Below are 12,778 nucleotides of genomic sequence, written 5' to 3' on the forward strand. Positions count from 1 at the left end.
ATGCTATCTCATCACTTTTTTTAATACTCCAAGTACGCCTCTAATAAAAGTAGCGCTTGTTAATACCTTTATTACCGGGTTTTGTCTAGTACTCGCTCGGCTTGTTTTTTTTCTTGCTGCAGGTTTGCTCTTTTCTTTTTCGGCTAACTTTTCTGCAGTTTCTATCTTTTCATTTAGAATTTCATAAGCACTTTCTCGATCTATAACCTCACCATATTTTTTTACTAATGAAGATTTGTCATTTACTTCTTTTAATTCTTTATCTGTCAAGACATCCATACGGCTCATAGGAGCACGCAGTAATGTGGCTGCAAGTGGCGTAGGCCTACCTTTTTCATCTAATGCAGATATCAAAGCCTCGCCAATACCTAATGAGGTAAGTACTTCTTTGGTGTCGTAGAACTCAGATTCTGGGTAGTTTTCTGCCGTCAATTTAATAGCTTTTCTATCTCTAGCGGTAAATGCCCTTAATGCATGTTGCACTTTTAACCCTAATTGCGACAATACATCATTTGGTACATCTGTTGGGTTTTGGGTTACAAAATACAAACCAATACCTTTTGAACGTATTAGTTTAACAATACTTTCTATTTGATCCAATAATGCTTTTGAAGCTTCTTTGAAAATAAGATGTGCTTCATCTATAAACAATATTAACTCTGGTCTGTCACTATCGCCTTGTTCAGGGAACGTGTCATATATTTCTGCCAATAAGCTCAACATAAATGTAGAGAATAACTTTGGTCTGTCTTGAATATCTGTTAGGCGTAAAATGTTGATATAGCCTCTGCCTTTCTCATCAATACGGGTAAGGTCATTTACATCAAAAGATTTTTCACCAAAAAACAATTCAGCACCTTGTTGCTCTAATTCAATAATTTTTCTAAGAATTGTACCGGTAGAACTTGTAGAAATACGGCCGTATTCTTTTGTGAATTCCGCTTTGCCGGCTCCTGTTGCATATTGCAATACTTTTTTGAAATCTTTTAAATCTAACAATGGCATTTTTTGGTCATCGCAGTATTTGAATACTACGGCAACAATACCCGATTGTGTTTCAGAGAGGTCAAGTATACGTGATAATAATACAGGTCCAAATTCAGAAACCGTGGCTCTTAACTTTACACCGTCTTGCTCAGATAACGAAAGTATCTCAACAGGAAAGCTACTTGCTTTGAACGGGAAACCAATTTTTGCGTGACGCTCGTCTATTTTTGCGTGACCTGGACTAGGTTGTGCCAACCCGCTTAAATCTCCTTTTAAATCCATCAACATTACAGGAATACCTTTTTCAGATAAATTCTCTGCAAGCACTTGCAATGTTTTGGTTTTACCAGTACCCGTAGCACCTGCAATAAGCCCGTGCCTGTTTAAAGTTTTTAACGGAATTTTTACGAATGCATTAGTAACAGCTTCACCATTAAGCATAGCTGCGCCCATATTAATGTAATCGCCTTTCGTAGCATATCCCTTTTCTATGTGGTCAAAAAAATCTTCGGTACCGGCCATTTTATATATTTTCGATAAAAATAGGGGATTTTTAACCAAACCAAAAGGCAAGACCAGCCTTAAATATCACTACTTTTTAACATTTAACGTACGAACAGTACGAGCCTGAGTACAGAATTTACCGATGCGTACTTCTAATAGAATTTGTCAACTAAAACGTATCTTTGCCGAATGAAAAATGAGGAGGTACTTGAGAAAGTGAATAAAGGGGTGTATTTACCCTTAATGGAAGAGTTTTATACCATACAGGGTGAAGGCTTTCATAAAGGAACTGCAGCTTACTTTATTCGTGTTGGAGGGTGTGATGTTGGTTGCCACTGGTGCGATGTAAAAGAGAGCTGGAATGCAGAAACGCATCCACCAACTGCCATTGAACAAATTGTTGATAATGCCGCTAAATATTCTGATACTATTGTTATTACAGGCGGAGAACCTTTAATGTGGGATATGGACCCAATTACAAAGGCATTAAAAGATAAAGGTCTAAAAACGCATATTGAAACTTCTGGTGCCTACACGCTTTCTGGCGATTGGGATTGGATCTGTCTTTCACCTAAGAAAAATAAATTACCTGAAGGTCGTATCTACGACGAAGCCCATGAGCTTAAAGTCATTGTTTATAACAAGCATGATTTGATTTTTGCTGAAGAGCAAGCCGCTAAAACTAACACTGATTGTATTTTATATCTACAGCCAGAATGGAGTGTTAGGGATAAGGTAGTACCAATGATCGTTGACTATGTAATGAAAAACCCTAAATGGAAAGTGTCATTGCAAACACATAAGTATTTGAATATTCCTTAAAATATAAGATTCTTAATTAGCGACCTCCGTTAGCTTGAATATCTAATAAACATTCCGCATCTAAAGGCACCGTGTTTGTGCTTTTAGCAGTATTCTGTTGTAGCAGGCTTAAAACGGTTGTGCCAGATAACCTACAGCTAGATTTTACGCCGTCTTCATATTGGGCAAGGGCAGTTGATTGTAAAGATTTACCTGTTGATCCGCCAAATTGTAATTCTGAACGCATAAGGCAAACGGCTTGGTTACAATGATTATCACCAACAAGCTGACCATCTTCATTTTCAGATTCAGACTCATGGTCATTGACCATATCAGAACCTAAATTGACTAAGCCAAATAAGTGTCCGAATTCATGATTTAAAGTAGTGGTTTCCACATCTGCCTCAGTAATAGAAGAGCTTAAACTTGCTAAATCTCTTACGGTAGCTTCATGTATAACCATAGAAGTGTTGCGGTAAACAGCACCTAAGGTTACAAGACCGCCTTCTAGATCATCACCTTCTGCCGGTGCATCTGCAAAGTAAATATAGATAGCTAAGGTGCTGCCGGTATTAAAGGCTGTTCTGTTCCTAGTTTCTAAATCTGCAATTTCTTGTAGTGTAAGTTCATCTTCTGACGGACTAGATAATTCGTTATATACTAACTCAATATCTTCTTTGAATGTATGTTCTTGTAGATATTCTGTAAAATCTGCCATAGCAGCTTCAGTTGGTTTAAAACCGGTAACGTATGCTATTTCTATTAGAAGTTTATCATAGGTATCGTTAGAAAGAATGTCTTTTGCAGAATCTCCTGTTGCCAGTAAGTTAGCAGCTTTGTCAACTTTGGCTTCTGAGCTATCATTATCTGAAGAACTTTTAGAGCAAGAAACGGCAAATGCTACAATACTAATTAGCAATAAACTTTTGAACTTATTCATAAAATCGTTTTGTACAAATAGGATAACGAAAAAAAAGTATCGCTATTACTTCATATGCGTCAATCTTGCTAAATAGTCGTAATGTTCGCCCTCCATTACAAGCTCACATGTTAAATTACTATAATTTGCTGCTCTTTGTAGGGTGTTATAGTCTACATATAACCATGGGAAAGATTCGCTTTTCTCCTTTTTGTATTCCATTTCAAAGCTTACTTCGCCGTAGTAATTAACGTTATCTGGAATCCAGTACCCGCCATCTTCGTCATCTTCGAACATGTAAATAATGTCGCTGGAATCTAAGAGAATTTGTCCGCCGTCTTTTAAGTGTGATTTTAATTTAGAGAAAAAAGGTTCTAATCCGTCGAGGGTACCTGCTAACCCTACGCCGTTCATTAAAATTAGAATAGTATCAAATTGCTCACCTTCGTATTTTAGGAGTTCTGAGTGTGCAGTGTTTTTGAGTCCGCGTAATTTACTGACTTCAATAGCCCCTTTAGATGCATCTAGACCAGTAACCAATAGACCTTTTTCTTGTAAATACAGACTATGGCTACCTGCACCACAGCCAACATCTAGCACGTTGCCTTTGCATAATTGTAAAGCCTTTTGCTCTAGCTCTGGCATTTCTTTAAAACTCCTGAACATATATGGTAGTGGCAAAACATCGTCTTCAAGTAGAGATGAATACGTGGTAATATCTTCAGTATAGTTTCCGTTCTGATAATCTAAAAGTGCCGTACCTAAAATGTCTTCTTTCAAAATTCTTGTATTTCTAGTTGCAAAAGTCTCGCTTTTTGGTACTACTTCGCTAGTTTTGAAGAATTAATTTTGCACATGGAAGAGGTTTTACGAGAATTGCCGCAAAAGGCAAAAGAAAAACATAACGAGAATAAAAAGTTCTTTGTTAAGCTAAGAAAGAAGCCACCTAAGAATTTAGATTATATCATGCAAGAACTGCATGAGGAGGAATTTGAGCGAACAGATTGCCTTACTTGTGCCAATTGCTGCCAAACCACAGGACCACTTTTTACAAATGCCGATGTAGAGCGTATTTCAAAATCGTTTCGAATGAAACCCCAAAGATTCATAGAGACGTATTTAAGGGTCGATGAGGAGAACGATTTTGTGTTGCAAGAAACGCCATGTACTTTTTTAGGAGCAGACAATTATTGTTCTATTTATGATGTACGCCCAAAGGCATGTCGCGAGTTTCCGCATACAGATAGAAAGAAGTTTCAGCAAATAAGCAATCTTACCCTTAAAAATGTAGCTATTTGCCCCGCTGCTTATAATATTGTGGAGGAAATGAAGAAGTTGATTAAGTAAGTAGATAAATAAAGAGAATTTCATATTGCAAGTCGAAATAAATAATCCAAGAATGAAGTGTTACAAATGCATGCGGCCATCGAGCACCTGTATTTGTAAACATATTAATACTGTCAAGACTAAAACACGTTTCATTATTTTGATGCACCCAAAAGAGTACAAGAAAGAAAAGAATGGAACAGGGTATATGACGAATCTTCAACTTGAGAATTCAGAAATTATAGTTGGTGTCGATTTTAGTAAGAATGATCGTGTAAATGAAATTTTGACTAATGAAGAAATTGGTTCATTCTTACTCTACCCTGGTAGAGAAAGTTTTAATCTATCTCAAAGAAAAGGTTCAGAAATGAATTCTTTTATGGGTAAAAATCCTCACCTCTTCATTCTTGATGGTACATGGCCCTGCGCCCGTAAAATGCTTAAGTTAAGTACCAACTTGCAAAAATTAAATAGAGTAAGTTTTGATAATAGTATAGAGTCAAAATTTATTATCAAGCAACAGCCAGAAGCGCTTTGCCTTAGTACGATTGAATCAGTATATACAGTTTTAAATTTATTGAAGAAGGGTGGGGTAGAACAATGCGATACGGCGGACTTCCTAATCCCCTTTGAAAAGATGATTGCCCATCAACTTAACTATATTCTAAACCCAAATAATAAAAACTATAGCTCAACTGCGAAAAGAGAGATTGGTCCGAAGACTATGTATAAGAATAACAAGGAGAGAAATGTTGTTTTTGAGTTGTAGTAGGTGTATTATACTTTAGTATTATTATAGATTTCAATTAAGATTATTAATTTGGAGACAATAAGGAAATAACATTTACGGTGACAGTTATAAATTGTCGATAAGCTAAAACTCGAACTTTTATGATAAACTACATGCTTAAATTTAATGTTTCGGAAATTTCCAAAATTTTAGATATTGAGAAAAAATTAATTAAGAATTGGGTATTTCTCTTCTCTGAATTCTTGAGCCCTGAAGCCAGTCCTAAAAAAGGCATTGAACGTGAATTTAACGCCGAAGATATTTGTACTCTTGGTTATATTTCATTTTATTGGGAAGAAAGTCCAGATTTTGAAAATATAAAATTCGGTTTGAACGGAGGGGGTCAATTTGAAAAGCCATTTACCGAGTTAGCAACTGAGGTGACACCTATTTTTATTGAGTATCCTGATGATATTTTAACAAGGAATGTTTGGATGATTGGCGGGATGGCTACAAATAATAATATTTTGTCTTTGGCTATTTCTTACAAAAAAGCTGGAGATATTTTAATCAATGGTGGTTTGAAAGCTGAGCAAAATAAGGATTTGATTTATCCTGCTATTTTTAATTATCGACACTCTGTCGAGTTATATCTAAAATCAGTTCTTCCTAACTACAAAGACACTCATAACTTAAAGAACCTGTATAGGGATTTTAAGATTTTACTAAAAGAAAAGTCTAACGAGGATATTCCAACTTGGTTTGAAAATATTATAATTGCTTTTGATGACTATGATCCTAGAGGTACCTCCTTTAGATATGGATCTGAAGTCTATCAACGTGAACTGTTTGTGGATTTAGTTCATATTAAGAAAATGATGAATTACCTTTCTAAATCTATGAGTAACTTAGAAAATCTTAATTAAAATAAAAACTAAAATTAAAGCTGGTTGTTGAATATAATCAGAGATTTTCATTTGTTATTGAATGATGATTTCTTAAGTAAAAGATTTGATTAATGTTGTATCTCGGTATAAAAACCACATCAAATTTTTTTTAAACATGCCAATACTAATACCTTAGTGTAAGATAAATTATAATCAGTTATACCTCAAAAAACAATATATCTATTGAAAATTTTAACTTGGAATTGTAATGGTGCTTTGAGAAGGAAATTTGAGCATTTACTTGATTATGATGCAGATATCAATGTGGTTCAAGAATGTGAGAATCCTGCGGAGACAACACATAAAGCTTATAATCAATTTGCACAAAATTACCTTTGGATAGGTGACAGTAAGAATAAGGGAATAGGTGTTTTTGCTAAAGATTATATAAAATTAGAACGACTTAATTGGTCTAATAACTTCAAAGATCATCAGGTAAAACACTTTTTACCATGTTCTATTAATGGAGAATTTGACTTATTAGCTGTTTGGAATCATAGTAATAAATCTCCCACTTTCGGTTACATAGGTCAACTTTGGAAATATCTACAGATCAATAAATCGCATCTAAATGAATGTTTGATTATCGGCGATTTTAATAGCAATAAGATTTGGGATAAATGGGATAGATGGTGGAACCACTCTAATGTTGTTGAAGAACTTAAAGAAATTGGTATAGAAAGTTTATATCATAAATCCTTTAAAGAAGAGCAAGGGCACGAGACTCAGCCAACCTTTTACCTTCAACGAAATTTACAAAAATCGTATCATATTGATTATATTTTCGGAAGCCAAGAATTTGTAAAGAACATCAAAACAATCGAAATTGGACCAGTATCTTATTGGCTGAAAATCAGTGATCATCTACCCATAATCTGTGAGTTTTAGTAAATATTCAAGACTTGTATTTTTAAAACGGGATTCTTAAAAAGTAAATCTCATAGTTATAAAATCAACAAAAGTTTATTATATTGGGTGATTAGTTGCGAATTTATCATAATTCATATTTTTTATTGACGATACAATAATTATGTGTTAGAAAGTTTATTTGCGGCTCATAACTTAAACGACTCACTCTTTTAATGGAACAAATTATAACATATTTCGAATCTATACCTGCAGCGCACAGATCACTTATTTTGGTTGGCGGAATCACATTTTTTTGGATACTAGAAGGTATAGTACCCTTATTTAATGGAAGTTATAACAAATGGAAACATTCGCTGCCTAATTTTTTTTTCACACTTACTACGATAGTTATCAATTTTCCATTGGCGTTTTTGTTGCTAAAAACATCGGACTGGGCAGTTGCCAATGATTTCGGAATTATTAATTGGTTACCAGAAATGCCGTTATGGGCATATGTATTTTTAGGAGTTGCACTATTAGATTTAATTGGTGCCTATACTGCACATTTGGTAGAGCACCGCGTAAAACCTTTATGGATGGTGCATTTGGTGCATCATACGGATCATAATGTAGATACAACCACTGCAAACAGACATCATCCGTTAGAAAGTATCATTCGTTATATATTCACCTTAGTTGGAGTTTTTGTAGTTGGTGCACCTGTGGGAATAATTATGTTATACCAAAGTTTATCAGTAGTCTTATCTCAATTTAACCATGCGAATATAAAGTTGCCAAAAGGAGTTGATAAAGCGATTAGTTATGTAATTATTTCACCAGATATGCATAAAGTGCATCATCATTATGTACTACCATATACAGATAGTAATTATGGGAATATCTTCTCTTGGTGGGATCGCTTATTTGGTACGTATATGCATTTAGATCGAGAGAAAATTATCTACGGTGTAGACACTTTTCCTGATGAGGTTGCAAACGGTCAAATTAGTTCGTTGTTGAAATATCCTTTTGTAGGGTATAGAAAGCCAACGACTGATATTGCTGGTGAGCAACCTTTAGTAAAGTAAATACTTCGCCCTAATTTTCTTGAACTTTTCAATGTCTTCTTGCCAAGTCGCTTTTATTTCGGCATTGGTGGCGCCGGCTATAATTTGTTTTTGAAGTCTGTTATTACCTGCATGTTTGGTAAAACCACTAGTGATAAAGAATTTACTCTTGTCGACCGAATTCGTATAGGCGTCAATAATATAATCCATGGTTACTTCGTTCATACGCTCAGTTTTAGATAAGTTTTTCCCATAGCACAACTTTCCTTCTTCCTTTGGATATTTAGAACCAAAATTTGGCTCAGGAGTATAGGTGAATTCATATACTTTTGAATCTAAAAATGAAGCACCGTAGCGTTGAAACTGAAATTCCGTCCCGCGACCTGCATTAATGTTGGTGCCTTCAAACATTCCTAAACTTGGGTATAAGGTAATAGAAGTGTCATTTGGTAAGTTTGGTGAAGGGCGAATTGGTAAACTGTAAAACATATCATGCGTCCAGTTTTCTAAGGGAATTACGGTTAGGTCTACTTTTTTATCACCTTCTAACCATAGTTCATCATTGATCATGTTGGCATATTCGCCAATGGTCATTCCGTATACTAATGGAATTTCAGTCATTCCCAGAAAAGAAGTGTGTGCAGCTTCCATAGTTGGTCCGTCAACATAATGTCCGTTCGGGTTTGGTCTGTCCAACACTAGAATAGGAATTCCTTTTTCGGCACAGGCTTCCATAACCAACTGCATAGTAGAGATATAGGTGTAAAAGCGAACGCCTACATCTTGAATATCGAATAACACTAAATCTAAACCTTCTAATTGCTCTTGACTTGGTTTTCTATTTTTACCGTGTAGCGATATTAAATCTAATCCTGTTTTTACATCTGTGCTATTTTTTACATGTTCACCTGCATCAAAATTACCTCTAAAACCATGTTCTGGTGCAAACACATGTTTAATGTCAACGTCTAAAGAAAGTAGGCTATCTACCAAATGGGTATGTCTGTCAGACTTAAATATTACACTGGTTTGGTTGGCAACAATAGCGATTTTTTTTCCTTTTAAAAGTGGTACATATGCTTCCGTACGGTTGGCGGCGACTACAATTTCTTTTGCCTCTTGTTCAATTTTTGGTTCATCGGTTGGTGATGTGGTAATGGCTTGCTCTTTGGTTTCGTTTCCGCAGGTAGCCAATACCAAAAACCATAATAAAACTGTACTTTTGAAATTGGATAAAAATAACATCATTTGAATCTAGAATATTTTATCGCCAAACGGCTTATAAAGGGTAAGGAGCATAAAATTAGCATATCTGCACCAATAATAAAAATAGCCATTGCAGCAATTGCAATAGGGGTTATCATGATGTTGGTCGCTATTGCTACGGGACTGGGATTAAAAGAGAAAATCCGTGAAAAAATAACTGCTTTCAACGGTCACGTACAAATCTATAATTACGATAATAATAATTCTGAAGTTTCTGTGGTGCCCGTGAGTACGGAGCAAGAGTTTTATCCGGACTTTAAGATGGTTGATGGCATTGTGCACATACAAGCTGTGGCGACCAAAGCAGGAATTATAAGAACCGAAGAAACTTTTGAGGGTATTATCGCCAAAGGAGTGGGTAAAGAATATAATTGGGAGCCGTTTGATGAGTTTTTGATTGAAGGTGTTTTGCCTGATTATTCGGGAGAGCTAAATTCTGATGTGCTTATTTCTAGAATAATGGCAAACCGGTTGAACTTAAAAGTTGGAGATTCTTTCTTTACCTTTTTTCTACGGGATGATGCAGCTGATAAAATACCTAACCAAAGAAAATTCACCATCACCGGAATCTACGATAGCGGGTTTGAAGAAATTGACGGACTCTATATTTTTACAGACATACGCCACATTCAGCGCATGAATAAATGGAAAGATACAGAAGTGGGTAATTTTGAAATCTTCTTGAATAGTTTTGATGATATTGATCAAAAAGCAAATGAGATTTATGGAGAAACGGTTGCCAGTTTAGATACTAAAACTATAAAAGATAAATACTATAAAATATTTGAATGGATAGGATTATTCGATTTTAATATTGCCCTTATCATTGGCATCATGATTATTGTTGGTGGTATAAATATGATTACCGCTTTACTCGTTTTAATATTGGAACGTACGCCAATGATCGGTATTTTAAAGGCATTGGGTAGTACAAATTGGAGTATTAGAATGGTGTTTTTATACAATGCGACCTACCTTATTGCAGTAGGCTTATTTTGGGGCAACCTTATAGGGCTTGGTATTATTTTTATTCAAGAGAAGTTTCGAGTTTTTAAATTCCCGAACCCAAAAGAATACTACATTGAGTACATACCTGTAAGTATAGACTTGTGGACTATTCTTCTTTTAAACGCGGGCGTGTTGCTGCTTTGTTTGTTAATGCTTTTGATTCCGTCATATATTATTACTAGAATAACACCGGTCAAAGCTATCCGATTCGAGTAGTTTGTTTTTAAATAGCTTATTCCAAATTTAATCTTCGGTTAAACCCCTTTTTGGTAAATTTGATGTAAAACAGACCACATGCATCAAAAACTACTACTTACCCTAATTGCTGTATTTTTATTGACCGGCGTCAATGCACAGAAACTTTCAAAGAACGAGAAGAAGGTTGTAAAATCTATAGAGCAAAATAATGCCGAGGCAATTTCATTTCTAGAAAAAGTCGTGAATATCAATAGCGGTACCTTAAATCTTAAAGGTGTTGAAATGGTAGGTCAAGAATTTGCTTCTGCTTTCACCGATATAGGTTTTGAAAGCACTTGGATTCCTATGCCCGAAGAAATGAATAGAGCGGGACACTTGTTTGCGGAAATTAAAGGCACCAAGGGCAAGAAATTATTGTTAATTGGTCATCTAGATACGGTGTTTGAAGAAGACAGTCCGTTTCAAACTTTTGAGATGGTGAACGATTCTATTGCACATGCACCAGGTGGTAATGATATGAAAGGTGGTGATCTTATAGTGCTATATGCACTAAAAGCATTACAACAAAACGGATTGCTAAATGACGCTCAAATAATTGTTGCCTTTACAGGTGATGAAGAAAGCACGGGTAGTCCGCTAGAAAAAAGTAGACATGATTTAATTGAAGCTGCCAAAAGAAGTGATATCGGTTTAGGTTTTGAAAACTCCACCGGATTCAATTATGCAACTGTTGCCAGAAGAGGTTCTTCAGGGTGGAAAGTTGAGGTAGAGGGTAAGAGAGCGCACTCATCTGGTATCTTTAGTGAAGACACAGGTGCAGGGGCCATTTTTGAAATGTCGAGAATCTTAAACGGATTTTATACCGATGTAAAAGGAGAAGATTTATTGACTTTTAATCCTGGGACTTTAGTTGGTGGTACTTTTGTAGAATTTGATGAAATGACCAGTAAGGGAACTGTTTTTGGTAAGACCAATGTAGTGGCTCAAAAAGCAGAAGTCCGTGGCGGACTACGTTTTATATCTGAAGAACAAAAAGAACGTGCTCGTGATAATATGCGAACCGTAGTGGCGAATAATTTACCACATACATCTGCAACAGTAACTTTCAAAGATAGTTACCCAGCAATGCAACCTACTGAAGGTAATAAGGCGTTATTGACAAAACTGAACAATGTGAGTTTAGATTTAAAACAAGGTGAGGTTTTAGCATACGATCCGGGTAAAAGAGGTGCGGCAGATACTTCTTTTGTAGCGGAGTATGTAGATTGTTTAGACGGACTGGGTACTATGGGTAATGCAGCCCACACTCCCGAAGAAACGGTGAATTTGAATACTATTGAAGCATTAACGAAAAGAACAGCATTATTAATTTATAGATTGATAAATGAGTAATATAACAACATTAAGAGTAAGTGACCAGCAAGTGACAATTGAAGCAGGAGAATTGGTAGGCTACCAAGTTTCTGGTTATGAATTTATGCACCAAAAGGGAAACCCTGGATGGCGCAGTGTAGATACTGAAATGTTTCCGTTGATCGGACCAACAAATGAGGCAGATTTTAAAGTGAAAACTCCCAAGGGTTTTGCCACTCAAGATCAGCACGGTCTGTTACGTGAAATGAAATATAAGTTGGTAGAAAGCTCAGCAAGTAAAGCTGTGTTCTCTAAAAAATATACAGCAAATACTGAGGTTTTAAATTCAAAATATCCTAAAAAATCTACCGCAGAGAAATTAAGCTGGCCTTACGATTTTGAGTTTGTAAAGTCACTTGAATTAATAGACAATTCGTTGGTGGTTACGTTTTCAATTTCTGGCGAAGAAGGCATGCCTTTTATGTTGGGCTATCACCCTGCGTTTATGCTACATTCTGAAAATGCGATCATTTCTGCCGGAGAACAAAATATTACCATACCCGAGGTTTTGGAAGTTGGCAGTAGAGCATTACAAGTGCCAAATACAGATGTAATTACTTTAAAAGATGAGAAATGGCTACAAATAACGTCCGAAGGTTTTAGTCATTTTATGCTTTGGACAGAGGTACCTAATATGGTCTGTATAGAGCCAATTACCTTTTATCCGTATGCGGTAGAACAAGATGATTTAGCAGAAGGCTTTATGGTATTAAAGAAGGAGCCGGCTATTTTTACAGTTACGTTAAAACCTGTATAGTTTAAA

The 12,778-nt window shown here is 35.6% G+C and carries 13 protein-coding genes; 9 read left to right on the top strand and 4 right to left on the bottom strand.

Annotation, left to right across the window (positions count from 1 at the left end; all coding sequences use genetic code 11):
- Positions 1-3 precede the first annotated feature (3 nt).
- Positions 4-1,509, bottom strand: coding sequence for a helicase HerA-like domain-containing protein (locus tag BUC31_RS07480; protein ID WP_073242674.1), 1,506 nt, complete (start codon positions 1,507-1,509; stop codon positions 4-6).
- 171 nt (positions 1,510-1,680) lie between these two features.
- Between BUC31_RS07480 and BUC31_RS07485 the strand changes: the two genes are divergently transcribed.
- The gene (locus tag BUC31_RS07485; RefSeq protein ID WP_073242676.1) at positions 1,681-2,313 is read left to right on the top strand and encodes a 7-carboxy-7-deazaguanine synthase QueE; all 633 of its coding nucleotides are present in this window, start codon (positions 1,681-1,683) and stop codon (positions 2,311-2,313) included.
- Positions 2,314-2,329: 16 nt separating this feature from the next.
- On the opposite strand, the gene BUC31_RS07490 is transcribed toward BUC31_RS07485, so the two are convergent.
- Together BUC31_RS07490 and BUC31_RS07495 are read right to left on the bottom strand one after the other, a co-directional pair.
- Positions 2,330-3,232, bottom strand: coding sequence for a hypothetical protein (locus BUC31_RS07490; RefSeq protein ID WP_073242678.1), 903 nt, complete (start codon positions 3,230-3,232; stop codon positions 2,330-2,332).
- 45 nt (positions 3,233-3,277) lie between these two features.
- Positions 3,278-3,991 (bottom strand): class I SAM-dependent methyltransferase, encoded by a 714-nt coding sequence (locus BUC31_RS07495; protein ID WP_073242680.1) that lies wholly within the window; start codon positions 3,989-3,991, stop codon positions 3,278-3,280.
- A gap of 75 nt (positions 3,992-4,066) precedes the next feature.
- Between BUC31_RS07495 and BUC31_RS07500 the strand changes: the two genes are divergently transcribed.
- From BUC31_RS07500 to BUC31_RS07520, 5 genes are all read left to right on the top strand, one after another.
- The gene (locus BUC31_RS07500; protein WP_073242682.1) at positions 4,067-4,558 is read left to right on the top strand and encodes a YkgJ family cysteine cluster protein; all 492 of its coding nucleotides are present in this window, start codon (positions 4,067-4,069) and stop codon (positions 4,556-4,558) included.
- Positions 4,559-4,610: 52 nt separating this feature from the next.
- Positions 4,611-5,306 (top strand): tRNA-uridine aminocarboxypropyltransferase, encoded by a 696-nt coding sequence (locus BUC31_RS07505; protein WP_084134965.1) that lies wholly within the window; start codon positions 4,611-4,613, stop codon positions 5,304-5,306.
- Between the two features lie 122 nt (positions 5,307-5,428).
- Positions 5,429-6,193, top strand: a complete 765-nt coding sequence (locus tag BUC31_RS07510; protein WP_139251906.1) for a hypothetical protein — start codon at positions 5,429-5,431, stop codon at positions 6,191-6,193.
- A 204-nt stretch (positions 6,194-6,397) separates the two neighbouring features.
- Positions 6,398-7,102 carry an endonuclease/exonuclease/phosphatase family protein gene (locus tag BUC31_RS07515; protein ID WP_073242688.1) on the top strand — a complete coding sequence of 235 codons (705 nt, stop codon included), beginning with the start codon at positions 6,398-6,400 and terminating at the stop codon, positions 7,100-7,102.
- 194 nt (positions 7,103-7,296) lie between these two features.
- Positions 7,297-8,151 (top strand): sterol desaturase family protein, encoded by an 855-nt coding sequence (locus tag BUC31_RS07520; RefSeq protein WP_073242690.1) that lies wholly within the window; start codon positions 7,297-7,299, stop codon positions 8,149-8,151.
- Here the strand turns inward: BUC31_RS07520 and BUC31_RS07525 are convergent.
- Positions 8,140-9,375, bottom strand: a complete 1,236-nt coding sequence (locus BUC31_RS07525) for an exo-beta-N-acetylmuramidase NamZ family protein (RefSeq protein ID WP_073243806.1) — start codon at positions 9,373-9,375, stop codon at positions 8,140-8,142. The two genes, BUC31_RS07520 and BUC31_RS07525, sit on opposite strands and share 12 nt — an antisense overlap.
- A 3-nt stretch (positions 9,376-9,378) precedes the next feature.
- Here BUC31_RS07525 and BUC31_RS07530 point away from each other — a divergent pair, with 3 nt between their 5' ends.
- The 3 genes from BUC31_RS07530 to BUC31_RS07540 all read left to right on the top strand — a co-directional run bounded on the left by BUC31_RS07530 (position 9,379) and on the right by BUC31_RS07540 (position 12,772).
- Entirely contained in the window at positions 9,379-10,620 is a 1,242-nt protein-coding gene (locus tag BUC31_RS07530; protein WP_073242693.1) for an ABC transporter permease, read from the top strand.
- A 78-nt stretch (positions 10,621-10,698) separates the two neighbouring features.
- Positions 10,699-11,994, top strand: coding sequence for a M20/M25/M40 family metallo-hydrolase (locus BUC31_RS07535; RefSeq protein WP_073242695.1), 1,296 nt, complete (start codon positions 10,699-10,701; stop codon positions 11,992-11,994).
- Positions 11,987-12,772, top strand: coding sequence for an aldose epimerase family protein (locus BUC31_RS07540; protein WP_073242697.1), 786 nt, complete (start codon positions 11,987-11,989; stop codon positions 12,770-12,772). Before BUC31_RS07535 ends, BUC31_RS07540 begins: the two co-directional genes overlap by 8 nt.
- Positions 12,773-12,778 lie beyond the last annotated feature (6 nt).

Source organism: Maribacter aquivivus (assembly GCF_900142175.1).
GTDB lineage: Bacteria > Bacteroidota > Bacteroidia > Flavobacteriales > Flavobacteriaceae > Maribacter > Maribacter aquivivus.